This window comes from Streptomyces sp. NPDC056948, assembly GCF_042674225.1.
GTDB classification, from domain to species: domain Bacteria; phylum Actinomycetota; class Actinomycetes; order Streptomycetales; family Streptomycetaceae; genus Streptomyces; species Streptomyces purpurascens.
Map to the genome: position 1 here is coordinate 1 of NZ_JBHUQX010000102.1, position 23,729 is coordinate 23,729.

General features: G+C 70.0%; 26 protein-coding genes and 1 pseudogene. 13 read left to right on the plus strand and 14 right to left on the minus strand.

Translation table 11 applies throughout. The features are described from left to right. Positions 1-226: 226 nt before the first annotated feature. On the minus strand, positions 227-1,459 hold the full coding sequence (locus tag ACFTZL_RS15570; RefSeq protein ID WP_382581979.1) for an NADP-dependent malic enzyme: 1,233 nt from the start codon (positions 1,457-1,459) through the stop codon (positions 227-229). A 653-nt stretch (positions 1,460-2,112) separates the two neighbouring features. Between ACFTZL_RS15570 and ACFTZL_RS15575 the strand changes: the two genes are divergently transcribed. From ACFTZL_RS15575 to ACFTZL_RS15585, 3 genes are read left to right on the plus strand one after another with little or no spacing between them, the layout of a single operon-like run. Then, the gene (locus ACFTZL_RS15575; RefSeq protein ID WP_382581982.1) at positions 2,113-3,066 is read left to right on the plus strand and encodes an ABC transporter substrate-binding protein; all 954 of its coding nucleotides are present in this window, start codon (positions 2,113-2,115) and stop codon (positions 3,064-3,066) included. Positions 3,067-3,098: 32 nt separating this feature from the next. Continuing rightward, entirely contained in the window at positions 3,099-4,040 is a 942-nt protein-coding gene (locus tag ACFTZL_RS15580; protein WP_382581985.1) for an amino acid ABC transporter permease, read from the plus strand. Continuing rightward, positions 4,037-4,798 (plus strand): amino acid ABC transporter ATP-binding protein, encoded by a 762-nt coding sequence (locus ACFTZL_RS15585; RefSeq protein ID WP_382581988.1) that lies wholly within the window; start codon positions 4,037-4,039, stop codon positions 4,796-4,798. The genes ACFTZL_RS15580 and ACFTZL_RS15585 overlap by 4 nt, the downstream gene beginning before the upstream one ends. A gap of 64 nt (positions 4,799-4,862) precedes the next feature. Here ACFTZL_RS15585 and ACFTZL_RS15590 read toward each other — a convergent pair whose 3' ends face one another. Next, positions 4,863-5,633, minus strand: a complete 771-nt coding sequence (locus ACFTZL_RS15590) for a class I SAM-dependent methyltransferase (RefSeq protein ID WP_382581990.1) — start codon at positions 5,631-5,633, stop codon at positions 4,863-4,865. A gap of 89 nt (positions 5,634-5,722) precedes the next feature. Between ACFTZL_RS15590 and ACFTZL_RS15595 the strand changes: the two genes are divergently transcribed. Further along, on the plus strand, positions 5,723-6,379 hold the full coding sequence (locus ACFTZL_RS15595) for a CGNR zinc finger domain-containing protein (RefSeq protein WP_382581993.1): 657 nt from the start codon (positions 5,723-5,725) through the stop codon (positions 6,377-6,379). 65 nt (positions 6,380-6,444) lie between these two features. Here the strand turns inward: ACFTZL_RS15595 and sodX are convergent. Next, positions 6,445-6,930 (minus strand): annotated as a pseudogene (gene sodX / locus ACFTZL_RS15600) (nickel-type superoxide dismutase maturation protease); the annotation flags it as partial. Here sodX and sodN point away from each other — a divergent pair. After that, entirely contained in the window at positions 6,842-7,237 is a 396-nt protein-coding gene (sodN, locus tag ACFTZL_RS15605) for a superoxide dismutase, Ni (RefSeq protein WP_030928916.1), read from the plus strand. The pseudogene sodX and the gene sodN overlap by 89 nt on opposite strands. A gap of 84 nt (positions 7,238-7,321) precedes the next feature. Here the strand turns inward: sodN and ACFTZL_RS15610 are convergent, their stop codons facing one another. The 6 genes from ACFTZL_RS15610 to ACFTZL_RS15635 all read right to left on the minus strand — a co-directional run bounded on the left by ACFTZL_RS15610 (position 7,322) and on the right by ACFTZL_RS15635 (position 11,509). After that, positions 7,322-7,555: a hypothetical protein gene (locus ACFTZL_RS15610; RefSeq protein WP_382581996.1), complete on the minus strand. Its 234-nt coding sequence runs from the start codon at positions 7,553-7,555 to the stop codon at positions 7,322-7,324. Positions 7,556-7,571: 16 nt separating this feature from the next. Further along, entirely contained in the window at positions 7,572-8,726 is a 1,155-nt protein-coding gene (locus tag ACFTZL_RS15615; RefSeq protein WP_382581999.1) for an anion permease, read from the minus strand. A 125-nt stretch (positions 8,727-8,851) separates the two neighbouring features. Then, positions 8,852-10,072, minus strand: coding sequence for an RNA polymerase sigma factor (locus ACFTZL_RS15620; RefSeq protein WP_382582001.1), 1,221 nt, complete (start codon positions 10,070-10,072; stop codon positions 8,852-8,854). Between the two features lie 34 nt (positions 10,073-10,106). Beyond that, positions 10,107-10,520, minus strand: a complete 414-nt coding sequence (locus ACFTZL_RS15625) for a YciI family protein (protein WP_376385860.1) — start codon at positions 10,518-10,520, stop codon at positions 10,107-10,109. Between the two features lie 84 nt (positions 10,521-10,604). Then, positions 10,605-10,856 carry a hypothetical protein gene (locus ACFTZL_RS15630; RefSeq protein WP_382582004.1) on the minus strand — a complete coding sequence of 84 codons (252 nt, stop codon included), beginning with the start codon at positions 10,854-10,856 and terminating at the stop codon, positions 10,605-10,607. Positions 10,857-10,924: 68 nt separating this feature from the next. Beyond that, positions 10,925-11,509 carry a dihydrofolate reductase family protein gene (locus ACFTZL_RS15635; RefSeq protein WP_382582007.1) on the minus strand — a complete coding sequence of 195 codons (585 nt, stop codon included), beginning with the start codon at positions 11,507-11,509 and terminating at the stop codon, positions 10,925-10,927. Positions 11,510-11,621: 112 nt separating this feature from the next. Between ACFTZL_RS15635 and ACFTZL_RS15640 the strand changes: the two genes are divergently transcribed. Next, on the plus strand, positions 11,622-12,272 hold the full coding sequence (locus ACFTZL_RS15640) for a TetR/AcrR family transcriptional regulator (RefSeq protein WP_382582010.1): 651 nt from the start codon (positions 11,622-11,624) through the stop codon (positions 12,270-12,272). Here ACFTZL_RS15640 and ACFTZL_RS15645 read toward each other — a convergent pair. The 3 genes from ACFTZL_RS15645 to ACFTZL_RS15655 all read right to left on the minus strand — a co-directional run bounded on the left by ACFTZL_RS15645 (position 12,269) and on the right by ACFTZL_RS15655 (position 15,975). Next, positions 12,269-12,883: a GNAT family N-acetyltransferase gene (locus tag ACFTZL_RS15645; protein WP_382582013.1), complete on the minus strand. Its 615-nt coding sequence runs from the start codon at positions 12,881-12,883 to the stop codon at positions 12,269-12,271. The two genes, ACFTZL_RS15640 and ACFTZL_RS15645, sit on opposite strands and share 4 nt — an antisense overlap. Positions 12,884-13,245: 362 nt before the next feature. Further along, on the minus strand, positions 13,246-14,457 hold the full coding sequence (locus ACFTZL_RS15650) for a family 2 encapsulin nanocompartment cargo protein polyprenyl transferase (protein ID WP_382582016.1): 1,212 nt from the start codon (positions 14,455-14,457) through the stop codon (positions 13,246-13,248). Positions 14,458-14,568: 111 nt separating this feature from the next. Next, on the minus strand, positions 14,569-15,975 hold the full coding sequence (locus tag ACFTZL_RS15655; protein ID WP_382582019.1) for a family 2B encapsulin nanocompartment shell protein: 1,407 nt from the start codon (positions 15,973-15,975) through the stop codon (positions 14,569-14,571). A gap of 259 nt (positions 15,976-16,234) precedes the next feature. Here ACFTZL_RS15655 and ACFTZL_RS15660 point away from each other — a divergent pair, with 259 nt between their 5' ends. Beyond that, positions 16,235-16,699: a DUF6010 family protein gene (locus tag ACFTZL_RS15660; protein ID WP_382582022.1), complete on the plus strand. Its 465-nt coding sequence runs from the start codon at positions 16,235-16,237 to the stop codon at positions 16,697-16,699. Further along, positions 16,696-17,634: a 1-aminocyclopropane-1-carboxylate deaminase/D-cysteine desulfhydrase gene (locus ACFTZL_RS15665; RefSeq protein WP_382582025.1), complete on the plus strand. Its 939-nt coding sequence runs from the start codon at positions 16,696-16,698 to the stop codon at positions 17,632-17,634. Before ACFTZL_RS15660 ends, ACFTZL_RS15665 begins: the two co-directional genes overlap by 4 nt. A 90-nt stretch (positions 17,635-17,724) precedes the next feature. Here ACFTZL_RS15665 and ACFTZL_RS15670 read toward each other — a convergent pair whose 3' ends face one another. Next, positions 17,725-19,323 carry a Na+/H+ antiporter gene (locus ACFTZL_RS15670; protein ID WP_382582028.1) on the minus strand — a complete coding sequence of 533 codons (1,599 nt, stop codon included), beginning with the start codon at positions 19,321-19,323 and terminating at the stop codon, positions 17,725-17,727. 62 nt (positions 19,324-19,385) lie between these two features. Here ACFTZL_RS15670 and ACFTZL_RS15675 point away from each other — a divergent pair, with 62 nt between their 5' ends. From ACFTZL_RS15675 to ACFTZL_RS15685, 3 genes are all read left to right on the plus strand, one after another. Beyond that, the gene (locus ACFTZL_RS15675; protein WP_107455506.1) at positions 19,386-19,646 is read left to right on the plus strand and encodes a UBP-type zinc finger domain-containing protein; all 261 of its coding nucleotides are present in this window, start codon (positions 19,386-19,388) and stop codon (positions 19,644-19,646) included. Between the two features lie 260 nt (positions 19,647-19,906). Continuing rightward, positions 19,907-20,320 (plus strand): hypothetical protein, encoded by a 414-nt coding sequence (locus ACFTZL_RS15680; RefSeq protein WP_003992877.1) that lies wholly within the window; start codon positions 19,907-19,909, stop codon positions 20,318-20,320. 17 nt (positions 20,321-20,337) lie between these two features. Next, the gene (locus ACFTZL_RS15685; protein ID WP_382582031.1) at positions 20,338-21,474 is read left to right on the plus strand and encodes an RNA polymerase sigma factor SigF; all 1,137 of its coding nucleotides are present in this window, start codon (positions 20,338-20,340) and stop codon (positions 21,472-21,474) included. A 3-nt stretch (positions 21,475-21,477) separates the two neighbouring features. Here ACFTZL_RS15685 and ACFTZL_RS15690 read toward each other — a convergent pair whose 3' ends face one another. Next, positions 21,478-21,924 (minus strand): hypothetical protein, encoded by a 447-nt coding sequence (locus tag ACFTZL_RS15690; protein WP_382582033.1) that lies wholly within the window; start codon positions 21,922-21,924, stop codon positions 21,478-21,480. A gap of 116 nt (positions 21,925-22,040) precedes the next feature. Here ACFTZL_RS15690 and ACFTZL_RS15695 point away from each other — a divergent pair, with 116 nt between their 5' ends. Together ACFTZL_RS15695 and ACFTZL_RS15700 are read left to right on the plus strand one after the other, a co-directional pair. Further along, entirely contained in the window at positions 22,041-23,009 is a 969-nt protein-coding gene (locus ACFTZL_RS15695) for a diacylglycerol/lipid kinase family protein (RefSeq protein WP_382582036.1), read from the plus strand. A 322-nt stretch (positions 23,010-23,331) separates the two neighbouring features. Then, positions 23,332-23,589, plus strand: coding sequence for a WhiB family transcriptional regulator (locus tag ACFTZL_RS15700; protein ID WP_016639615.1), 258 nt, complete (start codon positions 23,332-23,334; stop codon positions 23,587-23,589). Positions 23,590-23,729 lie beyond the last annotated feature (140 nt).

The window sequence follows — 23,729 nt, forward strand, 5'->3', positions numbered from 1 at the left end:
TCAACGAACAGTCAATTGGTATCCGACCCCATCGCGCCGTTCCGAGGACGGACACCCCCCGACACGGCCCCGACCCACACCCACGACGCAGGCGCGACGCACACCCCCACCAAAGCCCCACAGGCCGCCGCAGGCACCCCCGCCACCCAAACAGCCGCACCCGCACCCGCCCCCAGCAAAAGAAATGACCCCGCCCACACCAGGACGGGGCCACATCACGGCAGCGTCACCGCCGAGCCACACCCTCAGCCCGCGCAGCCGCAGCCACAGCCGCCGTCACGGCCGGCGCGACCCGCTCGTCGAACGGCGACGGGATGACGTAATCGGCAGCGAGGTCGTCCCCGACCACCGACGCCAGCGCCTCGGCCGCCGCCAGCTTCATCCCCTCGGTGATCCGAGAGGCCCGCACCTGCAGCGCCCCCGCGAAGATCCCCGGAAACGCCAGCACGTTGTTGATCTGGTTCGGGAAGTCCGACCGCCCGGTAGCAACCACGGACGCGTACTTGTGCGCGACCTCCGGGTGCACCTCAGGGTTCGGGTTCGCCATGGCGAACACAAACGCACCCTCGGCCATAGAGGAAACCGCGGCCTCCGACACCGTCCCACCGGACACCCCGATGAACACATCGGCCCCGTCCAGCGCAGCCTCCAGCGACCCGCTGATCCCCGCCTTGTTCGTGAACCCGGCCAGCTCCTGCTTCACCGCCGTGAGGTCGTCCCGGTCCGCCGACACGACACCCTTGCGGTCGGCCACCGCGACATCCCCGATCCCGGCCTCGACCAGCATCCGCGCGATGGCGACACCCGCCGCCCCCGCCCCGGAGATGACAGCCCGCAGCTCCCCCAACGACCTCTTGCTCAGCCGCGCAGCGTTCCGCAGGGCCGCCAGCGTCACCACCGCCGTACCGTGCTGGTCGTCATGGAAGACCGGAATGTCCAGCCGCTCCTGCAGCTTCCGCTCGATCTCGAAGCACCGGGGCGCCGAGATGTCCTCCAGATTGACCCCACCGAACGACGGCGCGAGCCGCACCACGGTCTCGACGATCTCGTCGACGTCCGTGCAGTTCAGCGCGATCGGAACCGCGTCCACGCCCCCGAACTGCTTGAACAGAATCGCCTTGCCCTCCATCACCGGGAGGGAGGCCTCGGGCCCGATGTCACCGAGTCCCAGCACGGCCGTACCGTCCGTCACGACGGCGACGACCGACGACTTCCACGTGTAATCGTGGACGAGGTCCGGCTGCTCCGCGATCGCGCTGCACACCTTCGCGACGCCGGGCGTGTACGCCAGGGACAGGTCGTCCTTGTCACGGACCGGCACCGTGGCCTGCACGGCCATTTTGCCGCCGCGATGCAATGCGAACGCCGGGTCGAAGGAGTCGAGGGGCTCCGCACCGCCCTCGTGACCCGTATGGTCCGTCGTGCTTCCGCTGCGAGGATTGACGATCTCCGCTGCCACTTCGTTTTACCCCTTAAATCTTCATTGGTCTGAGGGTGGCCACTCCTGGTGAGGGGTGGGCGGGCACCGCGTAGGGCCATGGTCGTGCTGTGTACGTGTTACGTACGGGCGCATACGCGACGGGCGCGCCGCACACGCGCCCTGAGCCCCGGATGAGGGGTGTAAACACCCTTCTTACCGGACGGACGGCACCGACGACGAGTCCATAACGCGAAGGTCACATGCGGGTGCCCCGACTCTTCGACCAAAACCAGGACAAGGTCTGGACAAACCAGCGGCAACCGCTCAAGCGTCGGCGAAGCCCACGGCCCCCGTACCGAAATCCCGGGATTCGCCGAAGATCTTCCGGCCGGAAGGAAAGATTCCAACAGAAGGTCCGGCCGTGATGTACCGGAGTGGTGCGGTTCGGGGGTCGCCCGTTATCCGATTTTGACATGGATGGCGCCCAGAATGCCGCAGTCCGAATGGCAAGATGCCGTAATCACACGAGGTCGCGACACTCGAAGACGTGTGCTCTCGTCGACCCTCGGATCTGCCGGCACCGTCGGCAGTCCACGGCTCCGCCGAATCCATCGGCGGCGCCCCGCCTGCCGAAACCCTCGGCGGCACCCCGCCCCATCGGCAACTCCACCCATCCGCCGGAGGAACCCACCATGACCGCAAGCTCCACCCGTCGTACGACCGCCGCGCACTCCCGGCTAGCAGCGGTCGGTGCGATCGCGGTCGCAGGCGCGCTGATGCTCACCGGATGCGGTGACCAGACCAAGGACAACGGCTCCGAGAGCGACACGGCGGCTAGCGCCCCGCTCGCCGGCAAGCTGCCGCAGTCCATCCGCGACAAGGGCGTCATCAAGGTCGGTTCCGACATCGCGTACGCCCCTGTCGAGTTCAAGGACGGCTCGGGCCAGACGGTCGGCATGGACCCGGACGTCGCCGCGGCCATGGGCAAGCAGCTCGGGGTCGACTTCCAGTTCGAGAACGGCACCTTCGACACGCTGATCACGGGTCTGCGCTCCAAGCGGTACGACATCGCCATGTCCGCGATGACCGACACCAAGGACCGCCAGGAGGGCATCGACTCCGACACCGGCAAGAAGGTCGGTGAGGGCGTCGACTTCGTGGACTACTTCACCGCCGGTGTCTCGATCTACACCAAGAAGGGCGACGACCAGGGCATCAAGACCTGGTCCGACCTGTGCGGCAAGAAGATCGTGCTCCAGCGCGGCACGGTCTCCGAGGACCTCGCCAAGGCCGAGTCGAAGAAGTGCCCGGCCGGCAAGAAGATCGCGATCGAGGCCTTCGACAACGACCAGCAGGCCCAGACGCGTCTGCGCGCGGGCGGCGCGGCCGCCGGCTCGTCCGACTTCCCGGTCGCCGCGTACGCGGTGAAGACCTCCGGCGGCGGCAAGGACTTCGAGCTGGTCGGCGAGCAGGTCGAGGCCGCTCCGTACGGCATCGCGGTCGCCAAGAACCAGACGCAGCTCCGTGACGCCCTCAAGGCCGCTCTGGAGGCGATCATCAAGAACGGTGAGTACGAGAAGATCATGAAGAAGTGGGGCGTCACGGACGGCTCCGTGCAGGAAGCCACCATCAACGGCGGCAAGTGACCGCGCCCTAGCGGCACTGAAAGGCAACACCCGTGACTGTTGACATCGACAAGACGCCGGCCGACACGCCCCCGGCCGGACCGGAGGCCATCAAGGCCATCCCGGTCCGGCACTACGGGCGGTACGTCTCCGCCGTCGTCGCTCTCGCCCTGCTGGGCGGCATCGTCTACGCGTTCTCCCAGGGCAAGATCAACTGGGGTGCGATCCCGGACTACTTCTTCGACGACCGCATCCTGGACGGCGTAGGCAAAACGCTCCTGCTGACCGTCCTGTCCATGGCGATCGGCATCGTCGGCGGCGTCCTGCTGGCCGTGATGCGCCTGTCGAAGAACCCGGTGACCTCGTCGATCGCGTGGTTCTACATCTGGTTCTTCCGCGGCACCCCGGTCCTGGTGCAGCTGATCGTCTGGTTCAACCTGGGCCTGGTCTTCGAGTACATCAACCTCGGGCCGTTCTACAAGGACGAGTGGTCGGACTTCATGACCCCGTTCCTGACGGCGCTGCTGGGCCTCGGCCTCAACGAGGCCGCCTACATGGCGGAGATCTGCCGTGCCGGTCTGCTCTCGGTCGACGAGGGCCAGACGGAGGCGTCGCACGCGCTGGGCATGAGCCACGCGAAGACGCTGCGCCGGATCGTCATCCCGCAGGCGATGCGCGTGATCGTGCCGCCGACGGGCAACGAGGTCATCAACATGCTGAAGACGACCTCGCTGGTCTCGGTCGTCCAGTATCCCGAGCTGCTCCGCGCCGCTCAGGACATCGGCCAGACCTCCGGTGCCCCCGCCGAGATGCTGTTCCTGGCGGCGGCCTGGTACCTGCTGCTGACCTCGGTCTTCAGCGTGGGCCAGTACTACCTGGAGCGGTACTACGCGCGTGGTTCGAGCCGGTCCCTCCCGGCCACCCCGTTCCAGAAGATCAAGGCGAACGTGCTGTCCCTCTCCAGCCGCTCCAAGCCGACGGGAGGCACCGCATGACCGCCATGGTCAAGGCCGAGGGCGTCCACAAGTCCTTCGGCCCCGTAGAGGTCCTCAAGGGCATCGACCTGGAGGTGAAGTCCGGCGAGGTGTTCTGCCTCATCGGCCCCTCCGGCTCCGGCAAGTCGACCTTCCTCAGGTGCATCAACCACCTCGAGAAGATCAACGCCGGCCGCCTGTACGTGGACGGCGAGCTGGTCGGCTACCGCCAGAAGGGCGACAAGCTCTTCGAGCTGAAGGACAGCGAGGTCGCGGTCAAGCGCCGGGACATCGGCATGGTCTTCCAGCGCTTCAACCTGTTCCCGCACATGACGGCCGTCGAGAACGTCATGGAGGCACCGGTCCAGGTCAGGGGTGTGAGCAGGAGCCAGGCCCGCAAGCGCGCCCAGGAGCTCCTGGACCGGGTGGGGCTGGCCGACAAGGCGGGCAGCTACCCCTCGCAGCTCTCCGGCGGCCAGCAGCAGCGCGTCGCCATCGCACGGGCCCTCGCCATGGACCCGAAGCTGATGCTGTTCGACGAGCCGACCTCGGCGCTCGACCCGGAGCTGGTCGGTGACGTCCTGGACGTCATGCGCGACCTCGCCGAGTCGGGCATGACGATGATCGTCGTCACCCACGAGATGGGCTTCGCCCGCGAGGTGGGCGACAGCCTGGTCTTCATGGACGGCGGAGTGGTGGTCGAATCCGGTCACCCGCGCGAGGTGCTGACGAACCCGCAGCACGAGCGGACGAAGTCGTTCCTGTCCAAGGTGCTCTGACGGTACGAACACCGAGGGGGCGGTACGGATCTCCGTACCGCCCCCTTCGCTCGTCTGCGCCCGGTTACTTCAGGGCGAGCAACAGGGTGTCCGAGGGCGAGCACCACACCGACCTGGCCTCCCCGAATCCCTTCTCGCGCAGCACGCGCGCGTGCCAGGCCCCCGAGGGCATGTCGCCGTCGGCGTGTTCGCCGTAGATCTCGTAGCGCCGGGCCGTGGGCCCCGCGAGGACCGGGTCCTTGGCGGCGAGCTGCCACCATTCGGACCAGTCGAGGATGCCGTCCCGCTTGGCCTGATCCATACGGGCGTGCCGCTGTGCCTGCTCTGCTGCGTTGATCCGGGGCGTCGACTCGTCGATCATGTGATCCGCGTTCATGAAGACACCGCCGTCGCGGACGAGTCCCGCGACCTGGCCGTAGAGGTCCGCGAGGGGTTCCCGGTGCAGCCAGTGCAGGGCCGTCGCGGTCAGGACGGCGTCGTACGAGTCGTACGGCAGCTTCGCCGGCCAGTCGGGGTCCTTGAGGTCGGCGGTGACGAGGCCGACCCGGTCGTCGCCCGCGAAGGTGCCCTCGGCGATGGCGAGGAGCGCCGGGTCGAGGTCGACGCCGGTGCTGGTGGCCTCGGGGAACCGGGCGAGCAGCCGGGCGGTGATGCTGCCCGTGCCGCAGGCGAGGTCGAGCACGCGCGGGGCGGTGCCCACCAGGGCCTCGACCATGTCAAGCATGATCCCGAACCGCTGCTCGCGGTCGGGCAGGTACCACTCCTGCTGCCGGTCCCAGCTCTCCTGCCAGGCGCGCCAGTCGGTGGTGGCCGTAGTGGTGTCGGAGTCCGTCATCGAGCCCCTCCCTCGTAATACCCTGGAAGCACCATCAGCTGTTACAAGTGCGCGCTCACGACAATAAAGCTCCTCCGTAAGGACTACAAGTGGAACTGGCCTATTACTCGGACTATGCCGTGCGCCTCGTCAACACCGAGGAACCGGTCCGGGGCAAGGACACGCTGACGTCGGTCGAGGCCGTCCGCGACCTGTTCGGCGCCAGCCAGTCGGCGGCCCGCCGCGCCACCGACTCGGACGTGACGCGGTTCCGCTCGATCCGGGCCCGGCTGCGCGCGGTCTTCGAGGCGGCCGACACGGGCGACGAGACCCTGGCCGTCGATCTGCTGAACTCACTGCTGCTGGAGTTCCCGGTGAGCCCGCAGATCTCCGGGCACGACTTCCGCGACGACGACGGCCGCCCCCTGTGGCACATGCACCTGGCGGACCACCCGTCCAACGCCACCGCGGGCTACGCGGCGATCGCGGCGATGGGCCTGGCGTTCCACCTGACCGAGTACGGCGTGGACCGGCTCGGCCTGTGCGAGGCCGCGCCCTGCCGCAACGCCTACCTGGACACCTCCACGAACCGCTCCCGGCGCTACTGCTCCGACCGCTGTGCGACCCGCGCCAACGTGGCGGCCTACCGCGCCCGCAAACGCCGCGAAGCCGCCCTGCCCGACCTGCCCGAGAACACGGGCCTGGCGGCCGACAGCACCCAGCCGAGCAGCGCCCACGGCGAACGTCCGGCCCCGCGCGGCCGGTAACGGAACCGGACCCGCCCCAGCACCAGGTCGTCCGGTACAACGCCGTAGTCGGTGCTGTCACCACCGGCGTACGCGTTGTCCCCGAGCACCCACCAGCCGCTCTCGCGCCGCTGGGCGACCCGCTTCACGACGAGCAGGTCCTGCTGGAAGGGATGCCTCAGTACGACGACGTCACCGGGCTTGACCCGGGTCCCGTAGTGCACCAGGAGCCGGTCCCCGTGGTACAGCGTGGGCACCATGGACGGCCCGGTCACCTCGGCGACGCCGAAGGGCGCGGCCGACCTCCCCCGCTCGGACTCCTGCGACAGCTCCGGCATCACCCGGCACCTCCCCGGTTCTTCCTCCACCAGTCTCAGTCTCACCCCGGACTTTTGTCCTAAGCCCATGGGGGCACCCGCGAAAACCCGTCCCCCACGGAGTAATGTCCCCTGTGAGAAGACGATCACGAGGAAGGAATGCTCCATGCTTTCCCGCCTGTTTGCCCCCAAGGTCAAGGTCAGTGCGCACTGCGACCTGCCCTGCGGTGTGTACGACCCTGCCCAGGCCCGCATCGAGGCGGAGTCGGTCAAGGCTGTCCAGGAGAAGATGGCCGGCAACGACGACCCGCACTTCCAGGCGCGCGCCACCGTCATCAAGGAGCAGCGCGCCGAGCTCGCGAAGCACCACGTCTCGGTGCTCTGGAGCGACTACTTCAAGCCGCCGCACTTCGAGAAGTACCCGGAGCTGCACCAGCTGGTCAACGACGCCCTCAAGGCCCTCTCGGCCGCCAAGGGCTCGACCGACCCGGCGACCGGTCAGAAGGCTCTGGACTACATCGCCCAGATCGACAAGATCTTCTGGGAGACCAAGAAGGCCTGAAGTCGATGGGCCACCCGAAGGGGCCCGGCCGGGAGTACCGGTCGGGCCCCTTCGTCGTACGCGGTGGTCGGTCGTGGCCGGCGGTCAGTGGAATTGAGGCACGATCAGGTAGATCCCGTACGCCACCACGGCCGCGCAGGCGAGGAAGCACAGGGCGGCCTGGGTGAGGCCGAGGGCGGAGGCGCCGCCCGGCTGTTCGCGGGCGCCCTTCAGCCGGGCGAGGCCGAGGACGCCGAAGGCGAACACGACGACCACGGCGACGGTGACGCCGACGCTCACCGCGGCGACCTGGCCGAGTGCGGTCCAGTCCAGATGCATGTCGACTCCCCGTCGTTCAGGCTGCCGTGCCGACCTTGGCGGGCGGCTCGGTGCGGATGCTGACCTCGTGCGCGTCGTTGACGTTGTGCGCGTGCACCGGGTTGCGGCGCGAGACGGCCACGATGCCCGCGGCCAGGGCCGCGCCGACCAGCGCGACGACCGCCGTACCGAGGTCGCCACCGTTCTGGACGACGCTCGCGGCCAGGCCGCCGACCAGCGCGGCGGCGGGCAGGGTGACCATCCAGGCGATCACCATCCGGCCCGCGACGCCCCAGCGGACCTCCGCGAGCCTGCGGCCGAGCCCCGCGCCGAGGATGCTGCCCGAGGCGACCTGGGTGGTGGACAGGGCGAAGCCGAGGTGGGCGGAGGTGAGGATGACGGTGGTGGATGCGGTCTCGGCGGCGAAGCCCTGCGGCGACTGGATCTCGGTCAGGCCCTTGCCCATCGTGCGGATGATCCGCCAGCCGCCGAGGTAGGTGCCGAGGCCGATGGCCAGGCCCGCGGAGGCGATGACCCACAGGGGCGGGCCGGCGTCGTGGCCGAGCGCACCGGCCGAGATCAGGGTGAGGGTGATGACGCCCATGGTCTTCTGCGCGTCGTTCGTGCCGTGTGCGAGGGAGACCAGCGAGGCGGAGGCGATCTGGCCGATCCGGAAGCCCTTGGTGACGGAGTCCTTGCGGGCGCGGTCGGTGAGCCGGTAGGCGAGGTAGGTGGCGATCAGCGCGGCGACACCGGCCACGAGCGGCGAGGCCACCGCCGGGACGAGCACCTTCTCGACGACCTTGTCGAAGTTGACGCCCTGGCTGCCCGCCCCGACCCACACGGCCCCGATCAGCCCGCCGAACAGGGCGTGCGAGGAGCTCGAGGGCAGTCCGACGAGCCAGGTCAGCAAATTCCACAGGATCGCCCCGACCAGCCCAGCGAAGATCATTCCCGGGCTGACGAGGGTGTCGTCCACGATGCCGCCCGAGATGGTCTTGGCCACCTCGGTGGAGAGAAAGGCACCGACGACGTTGAGGACACCGCTGATCAGGACCGCCGTACGGGGAGCCAGCGCGCCGGTGGCGATGGACGTGGCCATCGCGTTCGCCGTGTCGTGGAATCCGTTGGTGAAGTCGAAGGCGAGCGCCGTGACGATGACGACCGCCACGAGGAACGTGATGTGGTCCATTCCTGAATGCAAACAAGCGCAGACCAATACGCGGGGAACGGCGAGGCAAAGGCTGGTCAAGGTTCACGCAGGTGGCCGTGACCGGCCCCGCCACGGGTCGCGCCCATGAGGGTCCGCTGGGCGTACTAGTCCCTCAACCGCGCGGCCCGCGCCTGGAGATAGCGCTGCTCGGGCAGGCTGAGGGTCTGGGCGGCCGCCGACTCGTAGGCGGCCCGGGCGGCTTCGGGCTCGCCCGCGCGCTCCAGCAGGTGACCTCGTACGGCGTCCAGGCGGTGGCCTTTCAACGTGCCTGACAGGGCGTCCAGTTCGCTCAGGCCGGCGCGCGGGCCGTGGACCATGGCGACGGCGACCGCGCGGTTGAGGCGTTCGACCGGCCCGGGGACGAGACCGACGAGGACGTCGTACAGGCCCAGGATCTCGGCCCAGTCCGTCGCCTCGGGCGAAGGCGCCTCGTCGTGTACGGCGGCGATCGCGGCCCGCAATGGGTACGGCCCGGGCCTGCCCCGGGACAGGGCCCGGGTCACCAGCGCGACGCCCTCCTCGATGGCGGCCCTGTCCCAGCGGTCGCGGTCCTGCTCGTCGAGCGGGATCAGCTCTCCGCGCGGTCCGCTGCGCGCATCACGGCGGGCGTCGGTGAGCAGCATCAGCGCGAGCAGCCCGGCCACTTCGCCGTCGTCGGGGAGCAGCCGGTGGACCGTACGGGTCAGCCGTACGGCCTCGCCCGCCAGGTCGGGGCGCTGCAGGGCGGTGCCGGAGGTGGCGGTGTAGCCCTCGTTGAAGATCAGGTAGAGGGTCTGCAGAACGGACGGCAGCCGCTGCTCCCAGCGGTCCGGGCGGCCGAAGCGCACGCCCCGCACCTTCTGCTTGGCCCGGCTGATGCGCTGCGCCATCGTCGCCTCCGGGACCAGATACGCGCGGGCGATCTCCGCCGTGGTCAGGCCGCCGACGGCACGCAGCGTGAGCGCGATCTGGGCGGGCGGGGTGAGGTCCGGATGGCAGCACAGGAAGAGCAGCGAGAGGGTGTCGTCCTCGCGGGGAGCCCGTTCCCCCGGCGGCGGGGCGGTGAAGGCGTCGCGGGGCGCGAGCGCAGCCGCCCGCTCCTCGCGCTGCCGCCGGGCCTCCTCGCTGCGCAGGGCGTCGGTCAGCCGCCGCGAGGCCACCTTGATCAGCCAGCCGCGCGGATTGCCGGGCACGCCCGCCGAGGGCCACTGCCCGGCCGCCGCGAGCAGCGCCTCCTGTACGGCGTCCTCGGCTGCGTCGAAGTGCCCGTACCGTCTGACCAGCGCGCCGAGGACCTGCGGCGCGTTCCGGCGCAGCAGGTCCTCGACCTCGGGTGTGTTCCTCACCGGCGGGTCCGTCGGCCTCGCACGGGCCGGCTCGTCAGATGTCCCCGCTGCCGTCCATGATCGGGCGGATCACGACCGGGTAGTCGGGGGCACCGGCCGGCTGGGGGCAGCGGGAGATGCGGTCGGCGATCTCCGTGACCCGCTCCAGGCTCTCGCACTCCAGGACCCAGTAGCCGGCCAGCAGCTCCTTGGTCTCGCTGTACGGGCCGTCGGTGATCACCGCCTTGCCGTCGTCACCGAGGGTGACATGCCGGGTCTGCGCCGGCTCGGCCAGGCCCTGCCCGTCGACGAACTCCCCGGTCTCGGAGAGATCGTCGTTGATGGCTCCCATGTAGGCGAACATGGCTTGCAGCTCGTCCTCGTTCCAGGCGGGCGAGTCCGCTGACGCCTTGCCGCGCATGGCCTCGTAGTCCGCCTGTGTGCCCTGCACCATGACCAGGTACTTCATCAGTCCGCTCCTTCGGCTCTCACCACCCTTCCGGGCGGCTCTCACAGGGGACGTCGGAGCCGGGCCGGGATTCTCGACACGAGCTCAGGAATTTTCCGAGACGGTTTCTCCGGGGGCCGTTTCGGCCGGGGTCGTCGGGGGTGTGGTGGTGCCTTCGGCCGGCCGGGGCTCCGCGTCGGGCCGGGTTTCCTCGGCAGGCCGCGCGTCCTCGACGGTGGGGGCACTCTCGGCGCCCTCCGCGTCGTAGGCCCCGCACTCGGGGTTGTGGCAGGGGCCCGCCACCCACAGGGGGACCCACGTGCCCAGCGTCTTGTGGCGCCGGACGACTGTTTCCACTGGCTGTCCGCAGGACGGACAGACGTGTTCGTCTCTGCCCATGTCCTCAGAGTAGGACGGTCGCAGGCTCAGCGCTTCCTGCTGTACGAGCGCACCAGCACGCCGTTGCCGAACGTGCGCACGGACTCCAGGGTGAACTCCGAGATCGCGAACCCGGCCCCGAACATGGGCATGCCCGAGCCGTACACCAGCGGATAGGTCTTGATGACGAGCTCGTCGATCTCGTCGAGCAGTTCGCCCGCGACTTTCGCGCCGCCGCACAGGTAGATGCCGAACTCGCCGTCCTCGGCCTTCAGTTCGCGGACCTTGCCGACCAGGTCGTCCGCGATGATCTCGACGTTCGGGTCGGGCGACTCCTTCAGCGAGCCGGAGGCGACGTACTCGCGCAGGTGGGCATAGGGGCTCGTGTTGCCCTCCTTGAGGGCGATGTCGTAGCTGCCGCGGCCCTGGACGACGGTGTCGAACCGCTGGTTCGGCAGGTCGTCCATGCCGAGGGCCCGGCGGCCTTGGGTCGCCACGGTCTCCGGATACTCCGCCTTCAGGAAGGCGAAGAACTCCTCGTCGACGAAGGGGTACATCGACGCCGCGTCGCCGCCCGGGTCGCCGATGAAGCCGTCGATGGAACAAGCGATGAAGTACGTGAGCTTTCGCAAGCCGGCCTCTTTTCGTAGGCTGCCGATGCAACGACTTCAGTTGTAGTACTCCTTCTGTAGTGGTTGCAAGCGGATATCCGCGAGCCGTTGAAAGTAGGAGAAGGGACTCCGCATGGCCAGCAATCCCGAGCGCCGGGCCGCGCTCGTCGACGCCGGTGTCGAGGTGCTCGCACGGGAGGGGGCACGCGGACTGACGTTCCGCGCGGTGGACGCGGAGGCCGGTGTGCCCGTGGGCACCGCCTCCAACTACTTCACCGGACGCGCCGACCTGCTGCGCCAGATCGACACCCGGCTGCACATACGGCTCGCGCCGGATCCTGCGGTGGTCGCCGAGCTGATGACCCGCCCGAAGGACCGCTCACTGGTCACGGCCTTCATGCACGACCTGATGGCCCGCGCGACCCGCGACCGCACGGGCTATCTGGCCCTCATGGAGCTACGGCTGGAGGCCACCCGGCGCCCCGAACTGCTCGCCTCCTACACCGAGTCGGTGCGCGGCGATCTGGAAGAGGCGATGGAGTTCCACCGGACCGCCGGACTGCCCGGCGGCGACGAGTCCGTCGCCGTGCTGTATCTGGCCATGCTCGGGCTGCTCCTGGAGCATCTGACCCTGCCGGGCGTCCTGGAGGGCGTACTGCCCGGGGTGGGCGTGCCGGACGGACTGGTGGAGCGGATCGTGGCGACGGTGCTGCCGGAGGAGGACCAGGCCCAGGGCCCGGAGCAGGCTCAGGGCCAGGGTCAGGGCCAGGAGGGCGGGATCTAGGAGCCCGTGCGCGGGCGTGGCTCGCGCCACATCGGCCACATGGCCGGGCCGTCCGGGAGGTCGAGGACCGGACCGGCGACCTCGAAGCCGAGGCGCTCGTACAGCTTGCGGCTACGGGCGTTGCTCGCCTCCAGATAGGCGGACAGCCCCTCGCGGTCGCAACGGTCGAGGACCGACTCGATCAGCGCGGTGCCGAGCCCCTCGCCCTGGCGGCCGGGGGCGACGCCGATCATCCACAGGTACTCATGGGCCCGCCCCGAGGGGTGGATGGTGGCCGTCAGCCGGCCGATCAGCTCGATGCGTTCGTTGTCCGGGTCGACGGCCGCCCGCACCTGGGCCGGACCGTCGTCGTCCCCGGGGTCACCGTCGTGGTCGTCGGCCGGTATGGACAGCCACAGCGCACAGGCCGAGCCGTCCTCGGTGACGTCGATACGCCCGGCCGCGAGCACGATGTCGGTGAAAGCGGCCATGAGTCCGGGGTGATGTTCGCGGCGGTCCTCCGTGCCGGGGAAGACCCAGCCGCTCACGGGGTCGTCCTGGAACGCCTCGTCCAGCAGCCGGACGACCGACTCCCGGTCCGCCTCGCCCGCCGTACGGATCGCCACGCCCATGTCCCGCCCCTTAGCTCGTCCCGACGGGCGTTGATCGTAGGGGGGTTGAGGGCCGTCCGGGGCGAGCGGGGCGGGAGCTTGGCGGAATTCAGTCGAACGTCTGTCCAAACTCGATCGCGCGATGCGTGAAGGGGGCGGGCCCCGCACACCGTGGGGCAGTGCGGGACCCGCCGACCGGAGTCCGGAGGCCGTGCGGGGTCAGGAGCCGCACGGCCCCGACGCTCCGGGGTCCTGCCTTCGGTCGCCCGAAGGATCGTGCTGTGCTGCCGGCCGTCGACCGCCACCGACCGTCAGCCTCTGCCGACGGCCGCCGGCCCTTGTCGATGGCCGACCGCTGCCGGCCATCAACTGGCTGCCGATTGTCAACTGCTGCGCCGTGTCACGAACTCGGCGAGGGCCAGCAGACCGCCCGCCGCCTCCGGATCGGGCACCGCGCGCGCCAGTTGCTGCATCGCCCGCGCCATCCGGTCGGCCGCCTGGCCCTGCGCCCAGTCACGGCCGCCCGCGCGCTCCACGGTCAGCGCGATGTGGTCCAGGTCCTCCTTCTCGCAGGGTCGTGCGTACAGTTCGGCGAGCTCGGCGGCCGCCGGCGTCCCGGACGTGAAGGCCGCTACGACCGGCAGGGACTTCTTGCGGGCGGCCAGGTCCGCGCCGACGGGCTTGCCGGTGCGGTGCGGGTCGCCCCATATGCCGATGACGTCGTCGATGAGCTGGAAGGCGAGCCCGGCCTCCCGGCCGAACGCGTCCAGCGCCGCCACGTCCCCGTCCCCGGCCCCCGCGTACAGGCCCCCGATCGCGCAGGCGCTCCCCAGCAGTGCGCCCGTCTTGGCCTCCGCCATGGCGAGCACCTCCTCGAGGGTGACCTCGCCGGGGGCGCATCGCTCCATGGCCGTGTCCGCGTGCTGGCCCGCGCACAGTTCGACCACGCAGTCCGCGAGCCGGGCCGCGGCGGCCTGTGCAGCCGGGTGCGGATCCGTCGCGAGCAGTCGCAGGGCCAGCGCCTGCAGCGCGTCGCCGCCGAGGATCGCGTCGGCGTCTCCGAACACGGTCCACGCGGTGGGCCGGTGCCGACGGGTGGTGTCCCGGTCCATCACATCGTCGTGCAGCAAGGTGAAGTTGTGCACCAGCTCCACCGCGGCGGCCGCCCGGACCGCCCCCGCCCGTGCCTCGGGCCCCCCGAGGGCGGCCGCCGCGGCGAGGACGAGCCCGGGGCGGATCGCCTTGCCCGAGCCGCCCTCGGCCGGGGTGCCGTCCGCCCGCTCCCAGCCGAAGTGGTAGAGCGCGATCCGGCGCATCGGCCCGGGCAGCGAGTCGAGCGCGGCCCGCAGCACCGGGTCGACCTCCGACCGGGCCCGGTCCAGGAGCAGGACCGCCTCGTGCCCCTCGGCCGGTGCGGGCCGGCCGTCCCGCTGCGTCCCGATGGACCCCCGCCTTTCCGGCACCCCGGGCGCACGCCGGGGCTCGGCACCTCGCTGCTCACCAAGGGCGGACCGCTGCTCATCAGGGGCGGATCTCTGCTCACCAGGGGCGGGCAGCGGCGTCTCCGTCCTGAACTCCGTAAGGGACTCACCCATGGGACCGCCTCGGAGTGTGAGCGGACGGTGGCGCTTCCGCTGCCGCTGGGCGCGTACCCCGAGGGTGTACCCGCCCGAGTGGGCGGGGACACGGCCGGCATACCGGGAGCGTCACCGCCAGCGGCCGATCTCGACGTTCTCCAGGACTCCGAGCGCGTCCGGTACCAGGACCGCGGCCGAGTAGTAGGCCGTGACCAGGTACTTGATGATGGCCTGTTCGTTGATGCCCATGAAGCGCACCGACAGGCTCGGCTCGATCTCGTCCGGGATGCCGGAGGCCCGCAGGCCGATGACACCCTGGTCGGCCTCGCCGGTACGCATGGCGATGATCGACGTCGTACGGGCCTCGGTCACCGGGATCTTGTTGCACGGGTAGATCGGCACACCGCGCCAGGTGGGGATGCGGTTGCCGCCGACGTCGATGGTCTCGGGCACCAGCCCGCGCTTGTTGAGCTCACGGCCGAACGCGGCGATGGCACGCGGGTGGGCGAGGAGCAGTTTGGTACCGCGGCGCCTGCTGAGCAGTTCGTCCAGGTCGTCCGGGCCGGGCACACCGTCGTGCGGCTGGATCCGCTGCTCGTACTCGCAGTTGTGCAGGAGCCCGAAGTCGCGGTTGTTGACGAGCTCGTGCTCCTGGCGCTCCTTCAGCGCCTCGACCGTCAGCCGGATCTGCTGCTCGGTCTGGTTCATGGGCTGGTTGTAGAGATCGGCCACGCGCGTGTGCATGCGCAGCACGGTCTGGGCGACGCTCAGTTCGTACTCACGGGGCCTGGCCTCGTAGTCGACGAAGGTGTGCGGGATGTCCGGCTCGCCGGAGTGGCCGGAGGAGAGGTCGATCTCCTTCTCGCCGTACTTGTTGGAGCGCTGCTCCGGGATCGCGCGGCACTGCTGCAGGTGTTCGCGCAGCGAGTCCGAGCGCTCCGCGATCTGCTCGAACGCCTGGCGGGGCAGCACCAGCACGGTGCACGCGGTGAGCGCGCGGGCCGTGTACTCCCAGATCGCGTCCTCGTCCAGCAGGGCCTCGTCGCCGAAGTAGGCGCCGTCGGCGAGGACGCCGAGGGACTCGTCGTCCCCGTACGGGCCCGTGCCGATCTTCTCCACCCTGCCGTGCGCCAGCAGGTACACCTCGTCGGACTGGCCGCCGAACGAGGCGATCACCTCGCCCGCCCGGATCTCCCGCTGCTCGCAGCGGCGGGCGATCTCGGAGAGCACCTCCTCGTCCTCGTACGACCGCAGCGCCGGCAGTTCGCCCAGCTCCGCGGGGATGATCTCGACGCGGTCGCCGGTCTTCACGAACGTCATCCGGCCGTCGCCGACGGCGAAGGTCAGCCGCCGGTTCACCCGGTACGTACCACCCTGGATGTCCACCCAGGGCAGCGTCCGCAGCAGCCAGCGGGAGCTGATCTCCTGCATCTGCGGCACGGACTTGGTCGTGGTGGCCAGGTTCCGCGCGGCCGCCGTGCCGAGACTCTGCTGCGGCTTGGTCTCCTCCGTGCGGACCTCTTCGCCTACCGACATAGAGAACTGCCCTCCCGGTTATGCCCAACGCCCATACGCCTCGGGCATCGATGTCCAGGGGCAAGCCTTCCTCACACAGCGTCGCGGTGCTATTACCCGAAAGAGCGGGAATGGATCTTCGTATCACTGGGCAGAGGGAGGCTTTTTCCGGGCTGGCGACAACCCGTGGAAACCTGTCGCTCACGCCACTGGGGAGCGGGCGGGGCCCGATCTAGCGTGATGAGCCGTTCCCTCCCCGGCTCCAGAAACGGCTTCATCGATGCAGTACGTCGCGCCGATCGGCATCGGCATCCTCTACGCCCTGTTGATGTCCCTGGTCCGCGAACCGCACCGGCGGCGCCTGAACGCGGTGACGGTCGCCGGTGCCGGTGCCGCGTATCTCAGCGGCGGCGGCATGGGCGGCTGGGAGTTCCCCTTCACCGCGCTGGTCACCTACGTCGCCTTCCGCGGTCTGGAGTCGTGGACGTGGATCGGCATCGGCTGGCTGCTGCACACGGCGTGGGACATCGTCCACCACATCAAGGGCAACCCGATCATCCCGTTCCTCCACACCTCGTCCCTGGGCTGCGCGATCTGCGACCCGGTGATCGCGCTCTGGTGCCTGCGGGGCGGACCGTCCCTCATCGAGTTCGTGCGTGACCGCCGCCGGGCCGGGCGCTCCGGGCCGACGTCTGATCGGGCCGAAGGCCAGGTCTCTCCCACCCGGGCGACAATTACCGGGTGACCAGCCCCGACTCCCCCGACGCGCCCCGCCTCGCGGCCCTGCGCCCCCGGCTGCCCTCGCCGGTGCGGGAAGTCGTCGACGGCCGGTTCGAGCGCCGGGGGGTCCGGCTGCTGCTGAAGCGGGACGACCTGATCCACCCGGAGCTGATCGGCAACAAGTGGCGCAAGCTGGCGCCGAATCTCGCGGCGGCGGACGGCCGTCCCGTCGTCACCTTCGGCGGTGCCTACTCCAACCACCTGCGCGCCACGGCCGCGGCCGGCCGGCTGCTCGGCATCCCCACGGTCGGTGTCGTACGCGGCGACGAGCTGGCCGGTCGCCCCCTCAACCCCTCCCTCGCTCGGTGTGCGGCCGACGGCATGCGGCTGTACTTCGCCGACAGGGCGACGTACCGCCGCAAGTCGGAGCCGCGGGCCCTGGCTGGGATCCTGCGCGCGGCTGACGCCGAGGAGGCGTACGTCGTCCCCGAGGGCGGCAGCAACGCCGAGGCCGTACGCGGCTGCCGGGCCCTCGGCGCCGAGTTGCGCGACCGGGCCGATGTCGTGGCCGTGGCCTGCGGCACCGGCGGCACACTGGCGGGACTGGCCGCCGGTCTCGCTCCCGGGCAGCGCGCCGTGGGTGTGCCGGTCCTCAAGGGCGGCTTCCTGACCGCCGAGACCGAGGCCTTGCAGCGGCAGGCCTTCGGCGGCCCGCGCGGCACCTGGAGCCTCGACGACCGCTTCCATTTCGGCGGCTACGCGCGCGTGCCCGACGAGCTCGACGCCTTCGCCGCGGACTTCGAACGCCGTCACGGCCTGCCCGTCGAACGTCTGTATGTGGCCAAGCTGCTGTACGGCCTCGTCACCCTGGCCGACGAAGGCGCCTTCCCGCGCGGGACGACGGTGGCGGCCGTCATCACCGGCCGCCCCTTCCCGGCTGGTCGGGCTCGCTTCCCGTGACCCCCGGCAGGGTCTCCGGACGGCTGCAGGGTCTCCGGACAGCCGGCAGCGTCTCCTGATGCCCGGCAGCGCCTCCGTGCCCTCCCGCCGCTACGCCGCCTCCCGGAAGGCCGCCGCCTCCTCCAGGTCCAGCCTGCGCAGCAGGGTGCGCAGCATCTCGTCGTCGATGTACCGGGCGTCCCGGAGCCTGACGAACACCTCGCGCTCGGCGCTGATCATCTCCCGCGACAGCCGCCGGTAGGTGTCGTCGACGGACTCCCCGGTCACCGGGTTGGCCTGCCCGAGCCGCTCCCAGACGGCGTTGCGGCGGCGCTCCAGGACGATGCGCAGCCGGTCGGCGAGCGGGGCGGGCAGGGCGTTGCGCTCGTCGGTGAGGAGTTCGTCCAGGCGGCGCTCGGCGGCCCGGGAGGCCTGCGCCTGGGCGTTGGCCTCGGCAAGCGTCTCGGCCTGGGTGTCCCGCCCGGGGACCTTCAGCAGACGGATCAGCGGAGGCAGGGTCAGGCCCTGCACGACCAGGGTGCCGATGACCGTCGTGAAGGTCAGGAAGAGGATCAGGTTGCGGTGCGGGAAGGGTTCCTGGCCGTCGTGCATGGTCAGGGGGATGGAGAAGGCGATGGCCAGCGAGACCACGCCCCGCATACCGGCCCACGCGATGATGAACGGCCCCTTCCAGGTCGGGTTCTCCTCCCGCTCCCTGATCCGTGCCGACAGCAGCCGGGGCAGGAAGGTCGCTGGATACACCCAGACGAACCGGGCCGCGACGACCACCAGGAAGACGGCGAGCGCGTACCAGGCGGCTTCGGCGCCCTCGTACTGTCCGAGGCCCCTCAGGACCACCGGCAGTTGCAGTCCGATCAGCGCGAACACGGCCGACTCCAGGACGAAGGCCACCATCTTCCACACCGCCTCCTCCTGGAGACGCGTGGCGAAGTCGACCTCCCACGCGCGGTGTCCCAGGTAGAGCGCGACGACCACGACCGCGAGGACACCGGAGGCGTGCACCTGCTCGGCGACGGCGTAGGCGACGAACGGGATCAGCAGGGAGAGCGTGTTCTGCAGCAGCGCCTCCTTCACGTGCGTGCGCAGCCAGTGGATCGGCGCCATCAGCACCAGCCCGACCACGACACCGCCGACCGCCGCGAGCAGGAACTCGCCGATGCCCCCGGCCCAGGTGGCGCTCTCTCCGACGGCGGCCGCGAGGGCCACCCGGTAGGCGGTGATCGCCGTGGCGTCGTTCAGCAGGGACTCGCCCTGGAGGATCGTGGTGATCCGGGACGGCAGCCCGACCCGGCGCGCCACCGCCGTCGCCGCCACGGCGTCCGGCGGCGCGACGACGGCGCCGAAGACCAGGGCCGCGGTCAGCGGCAGGTCGGGCACGATCAGGTACAGGGCCCAGCCGACGACGAAGGTCGCGAACAGCACGTACCCGACGGACAGCATCGCGACCGGCCTGAGCTGGGCCCGCAGGTCGAGGTAGGAGCTGTCGGTGGCGGCCGTGTGCAGCAGCGGGGGCAGGATGAGCGGCAGGACGATGTGCGGGTCGAGCGTGTAGTCGGGCACTCCGGGGACGTAGCTGACCGCCAGCCCGATCGCCACCAGCAGCAGCGGCGCCGGCACCGGGGTGCGCCGCGCGGCCGCGGCGATCGCGGCACTGCCCGCCACCAGCAACAGCAGTGGCATCACGTCCATCGTTCTCGCCCGCCCTCATTTTTTCGCGCGGTCTTCCGCCCGACCGTCGTAACCTGGCAATCATGAAACAGTGCACGCACGCCGACGCGCTGCCGCACCCCGAACCCGGCCCGCTCAGCGAGACGTGTCCGGAGTGCCTGGCCGAGGGCATGGATCCGGTACAACTACGGCTGTGCCTCAGCTGCGGTCACGTCGGCTGCTGCGACTCCTCGCCGGGGCGGCACGCGGCGGGGCACCACAAGGAGTCCGGTCATCCCGTGATGCGGACGCACGAGCCCGGGGAGACCTGGCGATGGTGCTTCGTAGACCATGTCCTGGTGTGACTCGGCAAGACCCCGGCGGCGGACGGTTCGACCGTCTGACGTCTGGGTACGTCAACCCGGCGCGCGCTCTTCCCATTTGGGCCCGCCCAACCCCTAGACACGGAGCGTATCCACAGGTTTACTGTGAGTGACGACAAGGGGTTGGGGTCCCGGGGACAGGACCGTCGAGAGCGCGATAGCGTCACCGCTGAACCACGTATCGCGTTACCCCGGGGGGCGACCCTCGGCCCTGAAACGCTTGTACCACCATGGAGGTGAGGGTGTCCCAGATCGCAGGCGAGCCCGCGACCCAGGACTTCGTGGAAGTCCGGCTGCCGGCCGCGGGTGCCTACCTGTCGGTGCTGCGTACGGCCACGGCCGGTCTCGCGGCCCGTTTGGACTTCACCCTCGACGAGATCGAGGACCTGCGCATCGCGGTGGACGAGGCCTGCGCGATCCTGCTTCAGCAGGCCGTGCCCGGCTCGGTGCTCAGCTGTGTATTCCGCCTCGTCGACGACTCACTCGAGGTCACTGTCTCGGCGCCGACCACGGACGGCCATGCCCCCTCGCGGGACACCTTCGCCTGGACGGTCCTGTCCGCCCTCGCGGGCAAGGTCTCCTCTGCCGTGGACAAGGACAAAACCGTTTCGATCAGCCTCTACAAACAGCGCGGCGCGGGACCCGGGCCGGCGTGAGGAGCGAGGACGGGCCGGTGCGGGACGAAGAGCGCAGCACACAAGAGCTGCCGGCCGAGGGCACGGGCACGAGCGGTCCGAGCGTGGCCCGGCGCATGGCGGACGGCATCGACGGCATCCCCGAGCAGGCCCGCCCGCACCCTGAGGACGACTCCGCGGGGGCCGTCCTCCCGGGCGGCGGGCGGCTGGACCAAGACGGTGCCGTGCGGAGCGCGCCTCCGGGCGGGGGGATCACCGCATCCCCTGTCCCAGGGGGTCCTCCCACTCACGCGAAGTCGAGAGTGGCGGAGGAGGCGAGGGCTCGGGGAAGGGCGACGGGCGGGACGATGAGCGAGCACGAGCGAGACTCCGAGCATCAAGCGCCGCGCGCGCACCACACACAGGGTGCGCACCACGGCTCTCCGGACCGCAGCGGGGCGCGCGACATGTTCCTCAAACTGCGCACCCTGGGGGACGGCAGTCCGGAGTACGCGGAACTGCGCAACCAGCTGGTCCGCATGCATCTGCCGCTCGTCGAGCATCTCGCGCGCCGCTTCCGCAACCGCGGCGAGCCGCTGGACGACCTCACCCAGGTCGCCACGATCGGACTGATCAAGTCGGTCGACCGCTTCGACCCGGATCGCGGCGTGGAGTTCTCCACGTACGCGACCCCGACGGTCGTCGGCGAGATCAAGCGGCACTTCCGCGACAAGGGCTGGGCAGTGCGCGTCCCGCGCCGGCTGCAGGAGCTGCGCCTGGCGCTGACCACGGCCACGGCCGAGCTCTCGCAGCTGCACGGCCGCTCCCCCACGGTCCACGAGCTCGCCGAGAAGCTGGCGATCTCGGAGGAGGAGGTCCTGGAGGGCCTGGAGTCCGCCAACGCGTACTCCACGCTGTCCCTGGACGTCCCCGACACCGACGACGAGTCCCCGGCGGTCGCGGACACCCTCGGCGCCGAGGACGAGGCGCTGGAGGGCGTGGAGTACCGGGAGTCCCTCAAGCCGCTGCTGGAGGACCTCCCGCCGCGGGAGAAGCGGATCCTGCTGCTGCGGTTCTTCGGCAACATGACCCAGTCGCAGATCGCGCAGGAGGTCGGCATCTCACAGATGCACGTCTCCCGGCTGCTGGCGCGCACACTCGCGCAGCTACGGGAGAAGCTCCTCGTCGAGGAGTGACGGCTACTTCTCCACGTTGCCGGGACTGCCGGGCCCGCGAATCCCGAGGGCCCGGGTCGTCTCGGGGTTCACCAGCAGGACGAGCGCCGCTACGGCCACGACCGCGAGGGCGATCCCGGCCGGAATGGCCATGCTGTCGGCCTGAAGCAGGTTGTAGGCCACCGGCAGCGCCATGAGCTGGGTGATGACGGCAGGGCCGCGGCTCCAGCTCCGACGGCCGAGCAGCCCGCGTGCGGCGAGCAGCGGCAGCAGCGCGAGCACGACCAGCGTGATACCCCCGGTCACGGCCTGCTGCCGGTCGTCCGGCTCGCCCGTGAGGCCGAGAACCAGTATCCAGACGCCGCCGACGACCAGCGCGAGCCCCTCCAGAGCGGCCAGCATTGCGGCGTACGTCAGACGTCGCGGGCGGGGGCCGGTGGCTTCCGGGGTGGGGGTCTGCTCACTGCTCACCCCTGAAGAGTAGCCCTCGTCGTTCGCCCCGCGAGGGGCGAGGTTCACACCTGGTCTCTTACCTGATCCCTACCTCGGTCTGGGCCCGGTACCCCCCAGTAGGTACGCTGCCAGTCATGCGTGCACTTCTCGTGGTCAATCCGGCGGCAACCACCACCAGCGCGCGCACGCGCGACGTACTGATCCACGCGCTCGCCAGCGAGATGAAGCTGGAGGCGGTCACCACCGAGTACCGCGGCCACGCGCGCGACCTGGGCCGGCAGGCGGCGGACAGCGAGGACATCGACCTGGTGGTTGCCCTCGGCGGCGACGGCACGGTCAACGAAGTGGTCAACGGCCTCCTGCACGCCGGCCCCGCCCCGGGGCACCTCCCCGGCCTGGCCGTGGTCCCGGGCGGCTCCACCAACGTCTTCGCCCGCGCCCTCGGCCTGCCCAATGACGCCGTCGAGGCCACCGGCGCGCTGCTGGACGCCCTGCGCGACGGCAGCGAACGCACCGTCGGCCTGGGCCTGGCCTCGGGCACGCCCGGCACGGAGGACGAGACGGTGCCGTCCCGCTGGTTCACCTTCAACGCGGGGCTCGGCTTCGACGCCGGTGTGGTCGGCCGGGTGGAACAGCACCGCGAGCGCGGCCGGAAATCCACACACGCTCTCTACGTACGCCAGGTCGTGCGTCAGCTCCTCGGTGAAACCAACCGCCGGCACGGCATGATCACGCTGGAGCGGGCCGGCGAGGATCCGGTCACCGATCTGGTGCTGTCCATAGTCTCGAACACCTCGCCCTGGACGTTTCTGGGGAATCGCCCGATCTACGCGGCGCCTAAGGCCTCGTTCGATACCGGCCTCGATCTCTTCGGTCTCAGCCGTCTGTCCACCGCCGCTGTTGCCCGGTATGGGACCCAGTTGCTCACTTCGTCCCCCGAGCGTGGACCCCATGGCAAACACGCCACTTCCCTGCACGATTTGACCGAGTTCACCTTGCATTCCAAGGTGCCGCTCCCCCTCCAGATGGACGGTGACCACCTGGGCCTGCGAACGAGCGTGACGTTCACAGGCGTACGCCGTGCACTGCGTGTGATTGTGTGAGCAGAACTGGCTAAAGTCCTTTCACTCGAACGTTTAGGCCAGGATCCACCCCATGGAAGTACGGCTGTGACCTAGTCGACACCGAAGAATCAAAAAAAACTTTCCAGAAGGGGTTGTATCCGCCGCTGAGGTTTGCGAGTCTCTACGTGGCGATCGAGACGGCCCGCAACACCGGCCTCCACTGGTCACCAGAATCCCCCTTCAAAACACAGGACCCACGCCAGGGAACCTGGCTGTCGGCCCTTCACTTGTTGAGGGATTCGTGAAAGCGTTCACATTCACAAGCAAGCCCTGCACGTAATACCAAGGAGAGGTAGCAGCCATGGACTGGCGTCACAACGCCGTTTGCCGCGAGGAAGACCCCGAGCTCTTCTTCCCCATCGGCAACACCGGTCCTGCGCTGCTGCAGATCGAGGAAGCCAAGGCCGTCTGCCGTCGCTGCCCGGTAATGGAGCAGTGTCTGCAGTGGGCGCTCGAGTCCGGCCAGGACTCCGGCGTCTGGGGTGGTCTCAGCGAGGACGAGCGCCGTGCCATGAAGCGCCGCGCCGCCCGCAACCGGGCCCGTCAGGCCTCCGCCTGACAACCCACCCCTGCTGACAGCCTGAGCTTGGCGGCGCGTACAGCGAGTACGCATCTCCCGCCCCCGAGCCGCAGCGCGCAGTTCCCCCCGATGCGCTTAGCAAAGCAGCAACGAGCTTTAAGCCCCGGGCCACCAAGTGG